The organism is bacterium, from assembly GCA_035419245.1.
Classification (GTDB): domain Bacteria; phylum Zhuqueibacterota; class Zhuqueibacteria; order Residuimicrobiales; family Residuimicrobiaceae; genus JAKPUX01.
On record DAOLSP010000004.1, the window covers coordinates 119,771 to 137,434 of the forward strand.

Annotated in this window: 16 protein-coding genes; all 16 read right to left on the reverse strand. The window is 59.4% G+C overall.

Translation table 11 applies throughout. From position 1 onward, the window contains the following. Window positions 1-6: 6 nt before the first annotated feature. The gene (gene waaF / locus PLH32_08035; protein HQJ64545.1) at window positions 7-1,050 is read right to left on the reverse strand and encodes a lipopolysaccharide heptosyltransferase II; all 1,044 of its coding nucleotides are present in this window, start codon (window positions 1,048-1,050) and stop codon (window positions 7-9) included. A gap of 6 nt (window positions 1,051-1,056) precedes the next feature. Continuing rightward, window positions 1,057-1,995: an SDR family oxidoreductase gene (locus tag PLH32_08040; GenBank protein HQJ64546.1), complete on the reverse strand. Its 939-nt coding sequence runs from the start codon at window positions 1,993-1,995 to the stop codon at window positions 1,057-1,059. Between the two features lie 123 nt (window positions 1,996-2,118). Beyond that, on the reverse strand, window positions 2,119-2,532 hold the full coding sequence (locus tag PLH32_08045) for a hypothetical protein (GenBank protein HQJ64547.1): 414 nt from the start codon (window positions 2,530-2,532) through the stop codon (window positions 2,119-2,121). Then, window positions 2,522-3,496, reverse strand: coding sequence for a polyprenyl synthetase family protein (locus PLH32_08050; protein ID HQJ64548.1), 975 nt, complete (start codon window positions 3,494-3,496; stop codon window positions 2,522-2,524). Before PLH32_08050 ends, PLH32_08045 begins: the two co-directional genes overlap by 11 nt. Before the next feature lie 193 nt (window positions 3,497-3,689). Next, the gene (locus tag PLH32_08055; protein ID HQJ64549.1) at window positions 3,690-5,537 is read right to left on the reverse strand and encodes a response regulator; all 1,848 of its coding nucleotides are present in this window, start codon (window positions 5,535-5,537) and stop codon (window positions 3,690-3,692) included. A gap of 5 nt (window positions 5,538-5,542) precedes the next feature. Next, window positions 5,543-7,105 carry a GAF domain-containing sensor histidine kinase gene (locus PLH32_08060; protein ID HQJ64550.1) on the reverse strand — a complete coding sequence of 521 codons (1,563 nt, stop codon included), beginning with the start codon at window positions 7,103-7,105 and terminating at the stop codon, window positions 5,543-5,545. Window positions 7,106-7,125: 20 nt separating this feature from the next. Continuing rightward, window positions 7,126-8,118 (reverse strand): bifunctional oligoribonuclease/PAP phosphatase NrnA, encoded by a 993-nt coding sequence (locus tag PLH32_08065; protein ID HQJ64551.1) that lies wholly within the window; start codon window positions 8,116-8,118, stop codon window positions 7,126-7,128. Further along, window positions 8,118-10,247 (reverse strand): hypothetical protein, encoded by a 2,130-nt coding sequence (locus PLH32_08070; GenBank protein ID HQJ64552.1) that lies wholly within the window; start codon window positions 10,245-10,247, stop codon window positions 8,118-8,120. The genes PLH32_08065 and PLH32_08070 overlap by 1 nt, the downstream gene beginning before the upstream one ends. Before the next feature lie 2 nt (window positions 10,248-10,249). Beyond that, the gene (locus tag PLH32_08075) at window positions 10,250-12,148 is read right to left on the reverse strand and encodes a SpoIVB peptidase S55 domain-containing protein (GenBank protein ID HQJ64553.1); all 1,899 of its coding nucleotides are present in this window, start codon (window positions 12,146-12,148) and stop codon (window positions 10,250-10,252) included. A 70-nt stretch (window positions 12,149-12,218) separates the two neighbouring features. Continuing rightward, window positions 12,219-12,938, reverse strand: a complete 720-nt coding sequence (locus PLH32_08080) for an SDR family oxidoreductase (protein ID HQJ64554.1) — start codon at window positions 12,936-12,938, stop codon at window positions 12,219-12,221. A gap of 1 nt (window position 12,939) precedes the next feature. Continuing rightward, window positions 12,940-13,500 (reverse strand): GTP cyclohydrolase I FolE, encoded by a 561-nt coding sequence (gene folE, locus PLH32_08085; protein HQJ64555.1) that lies wholly within the window; start codon window positions 13,498-13,500, stop codon window positions 12,940-12,942. A gap of 20 nt (window positions 13,501-13,520) precedes the next feature. Next, entirely contained in the window at window positions 13,521-13,952 is a 432-nt protein-coding gene (locus tag PLH32_08090; protein HQJ64556.1) for a 6-carboxytetrahydropterin synthase, read from the reverse strand. A gap of 153 nt (window positions 13,953-14,105) precedes the next feature. Beyond that, window positions 14,106-15,200 carry a dipeptidase gene (locus PLH32_08095; GenBank protein ID HQJ64557.1) on the reverse strand — a complete coding sequence of 365 codons (1,095 nt, stop codon included), beginning with the start codon at window positions 15,198-15,200 and terminating at the stop codon, window positions 14,106-14,108. Between the two features lie 155 nt (window positions 15,201-15,355). After that, window positions 15,356-15,802, reverse strand: coding sequence for a large conductance mechanosensitive channel protein MscL (gene mscL, locus PLH32_08100; protein HQJ64558.1), 447 nt, complete (start codon window positions 15,800-15,802; stop codon window positions 15,356-15,358). 63 nt (window positions 15,803-15,865) lie between these two features. After that, window positions 15,866-16,366 carry a hypothetical protein gene (locus PLH32_08105; GenBank protein ID HQJ64559.1) on the reverse strand — a complete coding sequence of 167 codons (501 nt, stop codon included), beginning with the start codon at window positions 16,364-16,366 and terminating at the stop codon, window positions 15,866-15,868. Between the two features lie 101 nt (window positions 16,367-16,467). Beyond that, window positions 16,468-17,664 (reverse strand): N-acetylmuramoyl-L-alanine amidase, encoded by a 1,197-nt coding sequence (locus tag PLH32_08110; protein ID HQJ64560.1) that lies wholly within the window; start codon window positions 17,662-17,664, stop codon window positions 16,468-16,470.

The following is a 17,664-nucleotide window of genomic DNA, read 5'->3' on the forward strand; positions in this document are numbered from 1 at the left end:
AACGGATTAGCTCGGGCTCTCATTCTGCAAAATGCGCCCGGCACGAACCATGACCTCTTCTGGCAGGATCTCCCGCATGCAGCGAAAGTGGTCCTTGGGGCAGTGCGGCCCACCAAGGTGACTGCAGGGCCGGCAGGAGAGACCGACGCGTTCGATGACCTCGGCACGCCGGCCCACGGGGAAGAATCCGAATTCCCGGGTGGTCGGGCCGAAGAGGGCGAGGACCGGGATTTTAAGAGCACAGGCCAGATGCATCAGCCCCGTATCGTTGCAGATCAGCAAATGACAGTGCGCCAGGGCGGCTGCGCTCTGCTGCAGCGTCAGGGTGCCGGCCCAATCGTAGACTCCGATTGCGGATTCGGCGGCGATTGCGCCGGTAACCTCGCGGTCGGCCTTGTTGCCCAGCAACAGAATATCGGCGTTATGTTCCTTTTTCAGCCGCCGGGCGATCTCCTGATAAAAATCCGCCGGCCAGCGCTTGGTGGCAAAACCGGCGCCCGGTGCCAAGCCCACCAGCAATCGGGCGCCCGGACGTTCCGCCAGGCGCAGGGCCATCAGCCGCTCGGCTTGGGGATCGATATGAAACTCCAACCCCAGGCCATCGTCGCTCAGCCCCCAAGGCGCCATCGCTCGGATGTAGCGCTGGTAGATCGGCACGACCCGGCCGTAGAGATTGATCCCGAAATGGACCAGCAGAAACCGGCGCAGCAGCTGTTTGCTGTGGGTGACCACCCGCGTGCCGGGCAGCGCGAAACGCAGATAATAGCTGCGGAAGTTTTTATGGATATCAATGACCAAATCGTATCGGTTCATGTTGATGCGGCGGCGCAGATCTTGCAACCCCTCCTGCCCGGTCTCGGTATCCAGCACCAGCAACTCATTGAGGTGGGGATTATGGCGCAACAGTTCGGCAAAACGCGACTTGATGACAAAGTCGATACGCGCCTCGGGGAAGTTCCGCCGCAGAATCCGCAGCAAGGGCGTCGCCAGGAGGATGTCCCCGATGGAGCTGAGCCGAATAACGAGTATTTTTTGGGGTGCGCCGGGCATGACCGCTCACCGTTTTCCTAGAACGTCCCGGAACCAAGCAATGGTCCGGGTCAGACCGACTTCGAGATCAACTTGGGGTTCCCAGCCGAGGAGCTTGCGCGCCAGCATGATATCGGGCTGTCGCACCTTGGGATCGTCAACCGGCAGGGGTTTGAAGATCAGCGGACTGGCGCTGCCGGTCAGGCGGATGATGGCCTCGGCCATTTCGCGGATGGTCATTTCTTGCGGGTTGCCGATGTTGACCGGTTCGTGCTGATCCGAGACCATCAATCGGTAAATGCCCTCGATGAGATCGCTGACATAGCAAAAACTGCGCGTCTGTGAGCCGTCTCCAAAGATCGTGATCGGCTCGTTGCGCAGGGCCTGGGGCACAAAAGCCGGAATCGCGCGGCCGTCATTGGGGCGCATGCGCGGACCGTAGGTATTGAAGATCCGGACAATCTTGGTGTCCACCCCCTTGTACCGGTGGTAGGCCATCGTCAGGGCCTCTCCGAAGCGTTTGGCTTCGTCGTAGACGCCGCGTGGACCGACGGGATTGACGTTGCCCCAATAGGTCTCGGGTTGGGGATGCACGAGCGGATCGCCATAGACCTCCGAGGTCGAGGCGAGGAGGAAGCGGGCGTTCTTGGCCATCGCCAGGCCGAGGGCCTTGTGGGTGCCGAGCGCGCCCACCTTGAGGGTCTGAATCGGCAACTGCAGGTAATCCAGCGGGCTGGCCGGCGAGGCGAAATGGAAGACATAGTCGACCGGTCCGGCGATATAGATATATTCCGTGACGTCATGTTTGATGAACTTGAAATCTTCGCATTGCAGGTGCTCGATGTTGGCGATGCTGCCGGTCAGCAGGTTATCCATCGCGATCACCTGGTGTCCCTGGTTCAGCAGGTATTCGCACAAGTGCGATCCCAAAAAACCGGCACCGCCCGTCACCAGTGTTCTCGGCATGGTCACTCCCTAATTGGTCAGCTGCTCAAATTTCCCCATCAGGCCGCTGCTGATGTGCGCCTTCAGGTGTCCCAAAGTTTCAGTAAGGATCAGTCCTTCGATTCCGGGAAAGGCTTCAATCCGCTACATCCCCTTTTCCGGAACGAGGACAAAGACTGCAGTGGCCAGGGCATCGCAAACCGTCGCGTCGCTGCCGGTGTGAGCGATCGCCTGCAGGCGCTCGGTCTCCGGCGGTACCTGCATGGGCTCCCGCCCGCCAAACCCCCAAAGCCCGGTCAAGGCGCCAGCCGCCGGCGTAAAGGCTCCGCCGCTGAGACTGTCCACCCGCAAGGCGTTGGCCCGTTCGATGATCGTTTCCGTCTCTGCCCGGGCTCCGGGCTCCGGAAACACCTTGATCGTGACATAGATATCCATCAGAAAAAAAGAGCGGGCGACAGGCGCACGCGGGCTCGGGGCGCACGAGGCAAGGAAAAGGAGCAGAACAATCGCAGCGCTTGAAAGGGTATAAGCGGAGAGGTGGACTGTCTTACTTTTCACGTGAAATCGCGAACTGGACCAGCGTCATCAGGGCATCGCGGACTTGCGAGGGCGCGTAGCCCTCGAGGATCGCGGCCGCTTTGCTGCAATAATGGTGGGCCATCTCCTCCGCGTAAGCGAGCCCGCCGCGTTCGCGGACAAAGTCAATGATCGTGCGGATGTCCTCCTCGGCCAACTGCTGCTTCTCCAGCAAGGCGATAATGCGCCCCGTGGCCTCCTCCGGTGCATGGGCGAAGGCGTAAATCAGGGGGAGGGTGACCTTGTTCTCGCGGATGTCATTGGCTACGGGTTTGCCCAGAACCGCCACATTCCCGGCATAATCGAGGAGGTCATCCTTGATCTGGAAAGCGATACCAAGATTTTCCCCGAATTCCTTCATGCGCTGGCGCGCTCCTGGGTCATCCGCCACCGCGAGGGCTCCCAGTTCACAGGAGGCGGCAAAAAGGGCGGCCGTCTTTTTGGCCACCAGGTCAAAATAGACCGGCTCGCTGATCTGATAATCGTGTTCGTGTTCGACTTGCAGCAATTCGCCCTCGGTGATCCGGTTGGCCATTTCCGAGACGATTCCGAGGGCGGGTGGGCTCTGCAGATCAACCAGGACATTGAGGGTCCGCGAGAAGAGCAGATCCCCCACCAAAACCGAGATGCGATTGTCCCAAATGGAATTGACCGTTGGCTTGCCGCGGCGCAGCTCCGAGGTATCGACGACATCATCATGCACCAGGGTGGCCGTATGCAGGAGTTCAACCACCACAGCGGCGGCCATGGACCAGGGGGTCACCTCACCGTGAAGCCGGCTGGCGAGAAAAACCAAAGCAGGCCGCAACCGTTTCCCCTTGAGGCCGGCAATATAATGAACCACCTGATTGGCCAACGGGATGTCGGACTGTAAAATCTCCTGAAAGGCGTCTTCGAAATCGTGCAAGGGCCCATCAATGGGTGCGAAAATACTCTCGATTTTCACAAATATTCCTGTTCAATCCCTGGTTGATGAGGGGAACGGCGATTTGAAGCTATAATGTAATAATAATGATTAAATTAGTCAACAGCTAACTCGCCAGGGTACCCCCCATTCCGTGGTTTAAAACCTGGCCCCCTCCCGTGGGTTGGCCAGTCCCTCGTCAGGACACCAGGGTGGCGACGAGATTTTAGCGGTGTCATACATCCTCGCCCGCTCCGGGGGTGCCGGGGGTTTGTGCGACCGGTAACTTGACCGTAAAGGTGGTGCCGCTCCCCTCCCGGCTGCGCGCGAGGATGTCTCCTCCCTCCCGTTTGATGATCGTATAAGAGAGATAGAGCCCCAATCCGGTCCCGCCGCTATCCCTTTTGGTTGAAAAGAAGGGTGTGAAGATATGGCTGAGATTCTCGCTCGAAATGCCCACACCGTTGTCGGTGAATTCGATGTCGACCCACCCGCCGTCGCTGCTGGCTGACGTGACGATGCGCAGCACCCCGCCGTTGGGCATCGCCTGGATTGCGTTATAGATGATATTCAGAAAAACCTGCTTCAAAGAGTCGAGGCTGAAATAAACCTTCGGGACGCCGGCGTACGCCTTCTGAAGATGGATATCGCGGACCGCGGTCTCTTTTTCCACCAGCGAGAGGGTGGTGTCAACCAGTTTTTCGACATCGACGCGCTCGCGTTCGTATTCGGAGTGGCGGGAGAACTGGAGCAGATTTTCAATAATCACCGAGGCGCGGCGGACATTCTTTTTAATGATATCCAGCTTGCGGTCGATCTCCGGCTGGGCGTGATTCAGGAGGTCTTCGATGGAGTAGCGGGCGGTCTCGATGATGTTCAGGGGATTACGCAACTCGTGGGCGATGCCCGAAGAGAGGAGGCCGATGGAGGCCAGCTTTTCCGACTTGATCAGCTGCTTCTCGATCTCCTTCTGCTCGGTGACATCCTTGGCATACTCGACGAGGAACTCCGGCCGGCCATCCAGACCCGCCATCGGAAAGGTCCAGAGGTCATAAGTTCGCCCCTCATGAATGATCTCGATAAAGCGGGATTCACCAGTGCGGTAGGTTTCGAAAGCGGGACAGTTGGAGCAAGGGAAATCGCTGCCAAAAAGGGCTTTGTGGCACTTGCATCCGACCAGGCCGGGCGTGTTGCCGGCAGTGATCTCCAGATAGCGCTTGTTGCCCATGATGAGATTATGGTCGCGATCCTGGACCGAAATGGGGTCGGTGATGCCGTCGAAAAGGGAGATCAGTCGCTGGCGGCTGAGGAGCAGCTGGCGCTGCATTTTCAATTTCTCACTGATATCGCGGACAAAACACTGGATGACCTGCCGGTCGCCGATCGATACCAGGCTGCCGCTGAGATCCACAGGGATCAGATGGTGGTCCTGGCTGACCAGCATGACCTGATCCAGATTGGCCTGGCCCTCCTGCTTGATCCGGGCGAGAAAACCTTCGACTTCTTGCAGGGAACGGGCAGCGCAAATCTGTAAAAAACTCATTTCGAGCAGGGCCTTGTCGGGATACCCGGTCAGTTTGAGCGCCATACCGTTGGCCTGCCGCAATCGATAGGAATCGGCCTCGGCAATAAAAATGGCGATGCTGGCCTTGTCAAAGAGGGCGAAATAGCGTTGCTCGCTTTGCTCGAGCCGCGAGGAGAGCTGCCGCTCCTCGATAGCCCGGGTGACCACCCGCGGCAGGAGATCGAGAAAATCCTTGGTCTTGACCAGATAGTCGTACACCCCGTGGCGCATCGCCTCGACCGCGATACGCTCATCCCCTTGTCCGGTGACCATAATGACCGGCAGTCCCGAGTGTCTTTTCTTAATCTCTTGCAGCACCTCGAGGCCGGACATTTTGGGCAGGCTGTAATCGAGCACCAGGGCGTCGACCGGTGCGTTCTGCAGGTGCGCCAAACCCTCTTCCGGATCGTGAAGGATGTGTACCGCGAAGGGTTGACCATGGCGCTTGAGGATCAACTCCATCAGGTGCGCCTGTTCAGGATGATCTTCAATAATCAGGATCTGAAACTCACGTTGCACGGCCGTCACTCCCCGGCAAGGGTTGCCTGCCGGTGCAAAACCTGCGGTAAGGTAAATTTGATGACCGTCCCCACACCGGGCACGGATTCCGCCCAGACCCGGCCGTGGTGCCGTTCAACGATGCGCTTGACGATGGTCAGGCCGACGCCGGTGCTCTTGCTGCCCTCGCCGGTGTCGCGGGTATAAAAGAGGTCAAAGATACGCTCCAGATCCTCCGGCGCAATGCCAACGCCGTTGTCCTTAACGTAGAATTCGAAATCCTCCTCCGTGGCACTGCAGCCCACTTCAATATTGGGAATGGCGATCCCGCGGGTGAATTTCAGGGCATTGGAGATGAGATTGGTGAAAACCTGGGCTATCTGTGAGGCATTGCAGACGATGCGCGGCAGGGTGGAATCGATAATCAAGTTCACCGGACGTTTTTCGATCAGTCCCGAGAGCGAGTCGAGCGCGCTTTTTAAAATCTCGAAGGAATCTGCTTCCTGAAAGGGAAAGTCGCCGCTGTTGAGACGCGAGAGATCGAGGAGATCGGCGATGAGGCGCTCCATCTGCTCGATATTGCTGGACATCCGTTCCAGATAGGTCGACGCTGCAGCGGGAAGATCGCTCCCCTGCTCCTCCAACAACAGCGTGGCATACCCCTTGAGGCTCTGCAGAGGCGCCTTGAGATCGTGCGCGAGGGTGCGGATGAGAATCTCGGCATCCTGCTGCAGCCCCTCCTGCCGGGCCGGACGCCAGTCGCTGATGAAGGTGATGATGCGTTTCCCGGGCTCCTGGGTACTGAGCGAGGCGCTGAGCGCCTGCACTTCGTGCAGTACGCCATTAGGATCTACGATCTGAACCCGCGACGAATGCGGCGGCCAGGCCTTGCCATTATCGAAATCGCCCTGTGATCGGCAGAGTTCCGAAAAACGGCTCAGGAAGATCTGGCGACGGTCGTAACCCATCCAGTCGAGGAAGGCACGGTTGACCTCCTCCAGCCGGTCCGCATCGGGATCGATAACCATAGCTGGATAGGGCAGCGCGTCGAGGATGGAAAGATACTTTTCGCGAAAGCTGTTGAGGATTTCGTGCGTCTGCCGCGAGCGCTGCTCCCAATGCGCCCGTTCCATCGGGGCGACCAGGAGAAAGGCACAGAGCTCGGCGAGGCGAATCTCCTCCGCCGTGAAGGGCCGCTCGGCGAGCCGGGCAAAATAAAGGGATCCGAGGACCTCCTCGGGCGTAAAAATCGGGATAATCAGCTCCTGGCTCACATCGTGCACCAGCGGCTCCATGCAATCCTGCCGGACGACGGTCTGCCGGCTGATCAATACCTCCTTGATGAGCGGATCCTGATAGGGGATGGTGATCTCTTCAATAGTCGGGAGGGGCAGGATATTGTAGGCGAAAGAGGCGGCGAGGCATTCGCGGAGTTTGTCATCATAAAAGATCAGAAAGTAATCTGCAGGGATCATGCGCAACAGCAGGGCCCGGGATTGGCGAAAGATCTCTGCTGGATCGGAGATCAGGGAGGCATGTGCCGCGAGAGCGTAAAAGCGATCGATATTTTCGTGACCAGTAGTCGACATGCCGGGAGTGTTGTTGTCTTTTACTCTTTGAACAGTTTTTTGGCCTCTTCCACCACGACCTCCACTGCCTGGTTCAGACTCATGGCGAGGGTTGCGCCGGATGCAAATTTATGGCCGCCGCCGCCGAACAGAGCCGCCATGCCATTGATGGCCACGCGGCCTTTGGAGCGGAAGCTGACCTTGGTGCTGCCATCCAGGGTTTCGGTGAACATCAGACTGACTTCGACTTTGGCGATGGTCCGCGGGAGTTCGGAAAAACCCTCGGTCTCCCAAAGCTGGGCGCCGGTCTGACGGAGCAGCGCCTGCGAGAGGCTGAAATAGGCAAGCCGGTCATCGCAGGCAAAATGCATCTGCTCGAGCAACTTGGCCATGAGAAGGGTGCGCTGTTTTGAATTGTTTTCATAGACCTGCTCGTAAATCGCCCGATAATGCGCCCCCCGCCCGAGCAGGTCAGCGGCGATGAGATGGGTGCGCGCGGTGGTATTATTAAACCGGAATGAACCGGTATCAGTCATCACACAGGTATACAAGGCATCGACGATCGGCGGGGTCAGCTCCGCGCCGGAGTCGAGCAGAAAATCATAGATCATCTCACCGGTTGAAGAAGCCTCCTGCAAGCAGATATGCACCTCACCCATCTGTTCAGCCGGAATATGGTGGTCGATGCAGGCGAGAGGGATCCGGTAGCGCTGCAGAGCTTCACCCAGCGCGCGAAGCCGGCCCCAGTCGCTGATATCGACGACCAGACAACCATCCAGCCCGGAAATAACGGTCTCATGCAACTGGGGTGAATAGAGCCCGATCTCCTTCCCGGGATCAAGAAAATGGAAATACTCGGGCGTTACATCGCAATTGAGAAGCACCACCTCCTTGCCAATCTGGCGCAGATAATGCGCCATGGCCATCTGGCTGCCAATGGCATCGCCATCGGGATGGATATGCGTGGTAACCGCTATTCTGTGCTTGTCCCGGATAAAATCACGAACCGGCTGCCATTCCTTACCCTGGATCATTAAAACCCTTTTATCAGATGATGGGCGATGCTACAATTCTCGAGCTGATCGGCTGCTTCGATGGCAACCTCCAGTGGTGCAGAACCGCCCTCCAACGGAAGCATAAACTCTTCACAGAGCGCGTCACAGATGCCGTCGACGGGATAGAGGGTCTGCCAGCCGCCGGCATTGATGCTGACACGAACATGGGTGATGACGGAAGCGGTATCGCAGACCCTGAAACCAAGCAGGACTTTATGGCCCTCCTGCCGGGCGGGAGAGAACTCGATCCGGGGTGCGGTATTATCCACCAAAAAGGTCGGGCTGATCTTTTCCGCGCGCAGGCCCTGCTCGAGCGGCAGCGTCAGGCTGTCGCTCGCTTCTAGGCGGAGCCGATATTCGCCATCGGCCATCTGGGTTGTATCCCAGGCGTAAAGGATTTGGGCGATCGGCCCGGCGAGGCGTCGCCAATGACGATCCTCGACGCGGCGATACCAAAGCGTAAAGAGCAGGGGATCCCGGTTGGGGTCGGCAAACTGCCACAGGGCGGTGCGAAATCCTTTTTTATATTCCCGCTTGGGCAGGGGAGCCGGCTCGGTGATGCCCTTCACATCTGCCCCCGGCTCCTGGCCGGGATCATAATAGTCGCCGGGCGGTAGGATGATGATATCGTCGATCTCGGGCGGCCGGTTTTTCTGCAGACAGAAGAAATTCACCTCACGCAGTTCCGGGGGCTGGGCGCCAATGGTCAGTGTGCAGCGCCACTGCAGGAAGCGGGCCGCGGGACTGACGATGCGCCGCTCGCCCGCGGTTCCGCTCAGGGGCTTCCAGGCGCTCCAGCTCGTTTCCGGTTTGCGGGTATTGCCGGAACGGGTCTCGAAGAGCAGCGGGCCCTGGCCTCGCCAGCTCAAGGTCCCCCAGAAACTCAAGGTACCGGTATCGACGGGCTCGGATTCGCAGCGGCCCTTCTGAACCAGCGCGCCAAGGCGATAACCCAGGCCCATATTGGAGGTTCCCAGGACCAATTCCCCGACGGCGGTGCGGTGCAGGACCGAAATCTGCGACGCGGAAACCTTGAGCAGCAGGGAGATATCACCGCTCTGATCAATGCGATAGAGCCGGCCCTCACGGCCGGTGCCCACCAGTACGCTTCCCTCCCAATCGGCGAGCAGGGTCTGGACCTCCCCGGCGTCCGCCGGCCAGACCGGCCGGCCATACCCCTCGGTGTCGATGCGCACCAGCTGAGAGGTGGCGCCGGAGGTCTCAGCCGTTGTAGGCAGTGCCGGCTCGGGCGTGGCGCTGCCTTTTTCACTCTCCTCGCCCTCCACGGCAGCGGGCTGACTTATAGCGCTCGAGACCGTCACCGCGGCGGCGGCAGGGGTGCCGGCGCTGCGAATAGCCGCGTAGAGCCAAGAACCGGGAAGCGCGGCAAGGCTGTGCACCTCCTCCACACCGGTATCGTACAGTACGAACGGAGTGTCGTTTTTGCGGATGCGATAAATCAGCCCCGGCCGGCTGCTGCCGGCATAAAGGATTTCACCCGCGAGGGTGAGACAACGGATGTGCTCCGCTTCACTGTTCAGCACCACACTGATCTGACCGGCGGGATTGACACGCAAAAGCTGTGCCTTGCCGCCGGTGGCTACCCAGAGATCGCCGGCGCGGTCGAATAGCATGTCCCAGATATAGGTTTGACCCGGCTCGCAGAAAACCCGCACTGCGCCCGTCGCGTCGCGCCGGTATATGCGGCCATTGGGCGAGCTCGCGATGTACAAGCCGCCACGGCCGTCCTCAGCCAAAGCATAGATCTCCGGTTCGCTGGCGGCAAAACAGAGCGTAGTATCCCCGTTTCCGGCGACGCGAAACACCCGCCCCTGGTTGCCGGTGGCCAGATAGAGGACACCGGCTGGGTCACTGGTGATATCCCAAATATAAGGTTCGCCGGAATCGATGACCAGACGGGTTTGGGGGGCGAGGACGAGACGGCCTGTGCTCTCCAGAGAGACGTTCTCCAGCTGGCAGGGAAGAAAATCACTGAAACTTTTCCAGCTTCGTTGCTGGGGGCCGGCTGCGACGGCCGGCCGGCCGATGCCAAGCGCCATCAGTAGGAGCAGCCCGGTCAGATGATGGATACGAGCTCGACGTCTCATTCTCATTCCAGAAATTGCAGGTCAATAGCCGCCTGATTGCCATCCGGCTGTTCCGTCCGGGGCTGGGCAATGCGCACATTCAGGCGTTTCATGCCGGTGACTTCGAAGCCAGTAGGAATCACCCACTCGGCGAGGACGCGGTCGCGCAGTACGCGCTCAGTTCCGCGTCCATTCATGGTCCCGAGGACCGAGGGGGGAAGACCGCTGAGTTCTGCTCCATCCACGGCCATGCCCGGCGCGGGTTCACGGATCTGAACATAAAGGTTGTCGCTGGTGCGGCGTTGTTCGAGCAGGGTGCAGAGCCGCGCGAAAGAATCGGGGCGGTACTTGTCCGGGTTGTTCGCCAGTTCGGCCTGGATCAGGCCGGCTGCACCGGAGGCGATGATATTCAGGCTATTCGCCTGGAGATAGCGCGGCAGACAGAGACACTGGCGATAGCGGATTTCGCGGCCTTCGCTGCTCCTCAGGGTGATCGAGAGGTGCAGGGAATCACCGGGCGTTAATTCAAGACGGTCCTGCCGGATGGACGCGACTTCAGCGATCCGTTCGCCGGGCTCGATATCGGCCGCAATGGCGATGGAGCGGACGGGGGGCGGATCAAAACGGTTGACGGTCAGCGCTCCCAGGCTCACCGCGATCAGGTCCACAGCTTCGCCGATCTCGCTGCCGGCGCCGAGAAATCCAAACCGCTCCTGATACGAAATGAAATCGCCAAACTGCAGCTGGCGGCCATCCGCGAGCGCGATTGTGCAGCGCAGACGCACCGTGGAGGGTTCAGCGCCCAATTGTCCCGTCACCAGCGCCTGGAAAAGCGCCGTGCGCAGGAAGAAAGGCATCAGATTGCGCAGGGCCGGATCGTCCGCCAGTTGAAACTGAAAGGTACGGCTGCCCCCCGAGCTCTTGAGGTCGACCTGAATCGGGATCCACACCGGTTCGAGGCCGATCTGGCCGTAGACGCCGCACAGCCGGTCCTGGCGTATCGTGCCGATAATCTCCAGCGAATGCGCCAGCTTGCTCGACCCCATCAGGCTGGGCAGCGTCGCCAGGATCCGGCTTCGTGCCATCGGCATCTGAATGGGACCGAGATTGAAGAGGTAATGGCCGAAGGCCAGCACTTTATCACCGTCCACCGCGGTGACGGTGCCGGTCATCTCCACGCCGAAATCCCCACGTACGAAAACCTGGGAGATGGCACTGCCGGGCTCCAAAGCCGCTTCGGAGTGCCCGGCCGCAACCGTCGCTCCACCCAGCACCGGCGAGAACCCCAGACTGGCCCAAAGCGACGCGGCTGCCGATATGGCCGGTTCCGAAAAGCCCGAAAAGAGCAGCGGTGCATCAATGCGCCGCACGGCCAACCGCGACTCCGGCACGGGCAGCAGCGGCGCTAGGAGGTTTTGCCAGAAGCCGGCGCCCGCCCCCAGCATGATCGTTCGCAAATCGTACGGTGTGGTCTGCGCCGTCCCCGAACGCGCTGCCAGGCGCTCCGCCTCGAATGCACTTGCCCGCATCATCGCCGCGATCGGCGTCACACCGGCTATCGGCTCTTTCTGGAAATCGATGAAACGCAAGGCCAACGCCCCTGCCAGCCGGCCGCCTAAATAGACGGGACTGCCGCTCATGCCGGCAACCACCCCGGTCTGCTCCACTTGCGCGCCGGTCAGGCGGATGATGATCAGATCCTCCTGGGGATAAAAATTATCGATGACGTCAATAACCTTCACCCCGAAGGTGTCGATCTTCTCCCCCTGAAAAACGGTTTTGCCAAAGCCGGTCATTCCCGGTATGATCTCCGTTACCGGGATCGTCTCCAGCCGCCAGGCCTCTTCCGGAGTGACGGCCGCTGGCTGTATGATCAGAAAGAGAACGGAGAGGATGGCTATGGCTATGAACGGCATTTTCATGAGAGGGACAGGGCCTTTCCAGGGAAAAGAGTATCGGCCAATACCGGCACGAAGCGAGGCCGTGCAGGGATCAAAGATCGCCACTGAGCGGACGGATGACCACCTCCTCCATCATCGCCGATTCACCCGTGAGCAGAACGGCGATGACCGCCTTGGCGATCTCTTCGGCGGGCATCATTCGGGTGTTGTCGACGCCGCTCTCACCCCAGATGAGGGTATCGGTCGCCCCGGGCATGAGCGCGGTTACGCGGATGCCATGCTTGCGGGCCTCCATCCGCAGAACATCGGTAAAACCCAGCAAACCGTACTTGGAGGCGCAGTAGGCCGCATTGCTGTAATAGGGCGTCCGGCCCGCCACCGAAACCATATTGACAATATGGCCGGACTTGCGTTCGATCATGCCGGGCAGTACCGCCTGGGAACAGAGGAAGGCGCCTTTGACGTTGGTCTCCATCATGGTATCCCAATCGCTCTCGCTGGTATCGACGATTTTGCTAAAGACTGCAACGCCGGCGTTGTTAATCAGCACCTCGATGGGGCCATGGGTCCGCTCCACCGCGACGACCACACGCCGGACCTGATCCGCATGGCGGACGTCGCAAGGCATCGCCAGGGCCTGGCCGCCCTGATTGGTGATCTCCTGCGCCACAGCCTCGATATCCGAAACCGTCCGCGCCGAAAGGACGACATGCGCCCCGTGTGCGGCCAGGGAGAGAGCGATCGAGCGGCCGATTCCGCGGCCGGAACCCGTTACCCAGACGATTTTGCCTTTCAAATCCAGTTGCGACATACTACTCCCACGATTTGATCAGATTAAGAAACTCCATCCGCGTCGCGCGGTCCTTCTTGAACTCACCCAGCATAGCGCTGGAGGTGACAAAGCTGCTCTGCTTCTCGACCCCGCGCATCATCATGCAAAGATGTTTACCCTCGAGGACCACAGCAACCCCATAGGGATTGAGCACCCGCATCAACGTCTGGGCGATCTGGTTGGTCAGCCTCTCCTGTACCTGCAGCCGCCGCGCAAACATATCGACCAGCCGCGGTACTTTGCTCAGACCGATGATCTTGCCCTGGGGCAGATAGGCCACATGCGCCCGTCCGTAGAAAGGCAGCATATGATGTTCGCACATGCTGTAAAACTCGATGTTGCGGATAACGACCATCTCTTCGCACGCTTCAGTAAAAATCGCTTCATTGAGAAGTTCTTCGAGGCTCTGATGGTATCCCTGAGTCAAATAGCGCAGGGCGGCATCGACACGCTTTGGGGTACGCAGCAGCCCCTCCCGCTGCGGATCTTCCCCCAGCTCCACAAGCAAATCCTTAATCAACGGCTCAATGCTTTTGGCCATGCATTTTTCCTTTGGATGAATTATGCTGGTTCCGGTGACTGTTCACCGCGATAGATCGCGACATTGCGCGGCGTTTCCCAGAGTTTCAGTTCATAAAGCCGGCAGCCGTCGAAAGCGCCCTGTAGCCTCTTCCAGAAGACAACCACGATATTTTCCGCGGTGGGGACGATGCCCCGCATGAAATCGACGTCGAAATTGAGGTGTTTATGATCCACCTGGCTGATAACCTCGCGCTCAACGATTTCCTTGAGCACCTTGAGATCGATGACCATTCCGGTGACGGGATCGGGCTCGCCAACGACCGTCACTTCCAGCTCGTAGTTATGCCCATGCCCCAGGGGATTGTTGCAGGCGCCGTAAATTGCCTGGTTCTCTGAGTCAGACAGGAGATCGCTATGCAGACGGTGCGCAGCGTTGAAGTGCAGGTGACGGGTGATGTAGACAAACGGCATGGTGCTCTCCCCGTGCTGAACGAATCCTACAAGGCATCCGGCAGGTCGTCTCCGCATTCGTACGTGTTATAATACAAAAACTCTCGCATTGAAGCAAATTGATTTTTTCCGCCTTGCAGGGCGTCTTTTGGGCCGCGAACCAGGCCGGAAATCTCAACCGCAGACGGCGCCGACGATGCGCAGAAAATTCTCCCAGCTGATCGCTTCGACCTCATCCACCGAGTAATCCCGCTCTAATAGGCCTTGTTGGATAGTCCGCAGACTGCTGCAGTCGGTGACCCCTGCAGGCAAGATCGGCACACCGTCGAAATCGGAACCAAAGGCCAGATACTCAGCGCCGATCATTTCGGTGATGTAAAGAAGATGATCATAATAGCGTTCGAGCGGCAGGAGATTCTCTCCCATGGCGGCAGCGAAGTTCCGGCTGAATTCGGGGAAGAGCCGGCCGATTTTGACCAGATCCGAACCGGCCTCCCGTTCCATCTTCCCCAGCTCGGTGAAGAGGTCACCGGCGGTCGCGGTAATCTGCTCACTATAGGTGCCATCGAGAAAACCGGGGTAGAGATTCACCCCTATCAGGCCGCCTGAATAGGCCAGCCCGGCGATCAGCTCATCCGGGAGATTGCGTGCAGCCGGGCAAAGGGTTTTAGCGCAGGAGTGCGAGGCGATGACCGGCTTGCGGCTGCTCTTGAGCACCTCCTCCACCGTCCGGTCGTGACTGTGCGAGACATCAATGATCATGCCCAGATCATCCATGGCCTGGATCACATCGCGGCCGAAATCGCTGAGACCGGCGAACGCCGGCGAAGGATCGTTCGAGCTGATCGCCCATTCATTGCTCTCGGCATGAATGATAGTCATCAGCCGCACTCCCAGATGATGCAGTTTTTCGAGGTTGCCCAGATCCGCATCGATCGCATTGCCATTCTCCACCGCGATCATCGCCGCGATCTTGCCCTGCTCCCGGGCCGCACGGACCTCCGCGAGTGAAAGCGCGAGGGCCATCTCCGGATGGCGCCCCAGCTCCGTCTTCAGGTGCAGGATCATCTTCTCCGCCATGGCGAAAGCGCTGCCCTTGGGAATGGCCGGCGGGATGTAGCAGGCAAAAACCTGGAGTCCGATCCCTCCCCGGCGCATCGCCGGCAGATTGACCTGCATCGACGTGTCGGTCAGCGAGGAGCCGAGCAGCAGATTGGTGGCGGTGTCGCAGTGAAGATCACAAATGGGAATGGACAGGCCCGACTCCATTGTATTCTCTCCTTCTTTGCATGATACCGGATCAAATGGGGCAGATGAGCGGATGGACTTTCCCTGCAGCGGGTCTGGCCGGAGCGGCGAACCTCCTCTGGCACGGCGAAGCGGAAACGCAGGCGCCCGCCGCTGCGGCAAAACCGGTGCTGCTTTTATTCCAGCTGCGCGGTACAGTGGGCGCAGCGCTTCGCCTTGAGCGGAATGATGGAGAGGCACTGCGGGCATTCTTTGGTCGTCGCTTCAGCCGGGGCTTCCTGTTTGCGTTTCAGGCGGTTGAGGCCGCGAACGAGGAAGAAGATGGCCAGGGCGACGATCAGGAAGTTGATGATGGCATTAATGAAGACCCCGTAATTCAGGGTCACCGCGCCGGCGGCCTTGGCGGCGGCCAGGCTGGTGTACGGCCCCGAAGCGGCTCCTTCCTTGAGAACAGCGAAGAGATTCGAAAAATCGACATTGCCCAGGAGCAAGCCGATGGGCGGCATGAGCACATCGGCCACCAGGGAGCTGACTATGGTGCCGAAGGCGGCGCCGATGATGATACCGACCGCCATATCGACCGCGTTGCCACGCAGGGCGAACTCTTTGAATTCCTTAAACATGTTCGATTCTCCTTTCAATTCGATACAGCATCCGCCTCCACCCCTTGCCCCGTGATCCGGCGATCAGTTCAGCAGGTGATCGCCGGCGTGGATGAAAGGGCCTTTCGGCACGCCCTCCTGGGCTTTCCGTGCCAGGCTTCTAGCCCAGGCGGCGCCCCGCCCCATTTCGGCTTCGGAAATCTGTCGCGACCGATGGTGTAGATAAAAGCTGACTGGCCGTGATACCGGTTTGCCGCCCAGCCCCAGCAGACGGCGCCAGACTAGGGCCGCGGCACTCTCCCCTTGCCAGAAAAAATGACGCCGGTATCGAATCTCGAATATCCCCAGGCGAATTCCGTGCAGCACCCGCGGTGGCAGTTTGAACGCCCAGGCCAGCAGGGCATCCGGTTGATGATGGCGGTGGTGCGGACAGCCGATAATCAGCAGATCCACGCCGTGCGGCACCCCCGCCTCCTCGGCGGGCATCAACCGGACGCGATGCTCCCTGGCCAGTTCGCCGGCGATCAGCTGCGCTAGTGCGGCGGTATTGCCCAGTTTGGATTCGTATACCACCCAAATCAGCATGCCCGTTTCCCGAAGAGGAGTGCAGTCCGGTGCCCAGGCGGTGGCAACCGCCTCCTTCCGACAAGCCTTTTGCCGTAATACAGGACCCACGCCGGCCAACATCAGCGCCGCTCCTCACCCCCCTGCCGGGTGAAATCGATCACGCCTTCGCAAAGCCAGTTGGCGACCGCCTGGCGATTGTCGGCGATGATGAAGCGGTCCTGGTCTTTCTTGTTTTTAATGTTGCCCAGCTCGATATAGACCGCTGTGGGTTTGGTCTGACTCAGCATGTGCAGATCGCGCGTGGAGATGCTGCCCTCATAGCCCCGCCCCGGCTGATTGAGCGCGTATTTCTCATCCACCTTGGCGAGCAGAGTGCGGGCCAGCTGTTTGCTCGCGGCACTGTTGGCCTGGTAATAATAAAAGATATCAATCCGTTGGCCCCGCGATCGCGAATCGAGGTGGATGGTCACCATCAGTTGCATCCGCGCCCGTTTCTTGTAGCGGTCAAACAGGCCGTTGACGATATCAGCCCGGTCACTCAGGCGCCGCAGCTGGTCCTTGGCGATCGGGACATGGCCAAGATAATACTCGTGATCGTCATATTTGAGAATCGCCTCATCCCGGATGCCGTCATCCTCATCCTGAACGAGCATATAGACCCCGGCACCGTGCTCGAGAAGCCGCCGCGCCAGGCGCAGGGTGATGTCGTAGGCGTATTCATCTTCGTAGAGCCGGTCGCGACCGCGCAGCCCCATCGCTCCGGGATCGGGGCCGCCATGGCCGGGATCGAGGTAAATGATGCATCCCTTGAGCGCCTGATCGGTCTGCTCCACCGATTGATAGCGCGGGCCGAATATCTTGAAACTCGCTGGTTCGGCTGCCACGCGGCTCTCCGGCATCCAGTCTGCCGGCACCCAGAATTCCCTGCTGCTCTTGTAAGGACTTTTCTGGACGCCGGTTGTGACCAGCTTCTGATTGTAAAGCTCGATCCTTTGCGCCAGGGCCCGGTCGGTGATACCCAAGGAGGTTTGGATGCTTTTACCATCATAATAGATTTTGTAGATGGGCAGCTGATAATCGAAGCCGAGACGCAAATACTTACCACCGCGGATTAGATCCTCGTTCAGTGCCCAAAACCGGGCGATCGTCTCGCGGCTTGCCGGCAGTCCGTACCGCTTCAGCAGGGTATAAACGCCGTCACTCTTTTCCGGTGAGACCATGACGTATTCCTGGGCCTGTAGCGCCACCCCGGTAAAAAAGAACAACAGCAGAGCAAAGAGGCCGATTTTCCGCACTACGCTTACCCTCACCTCCAT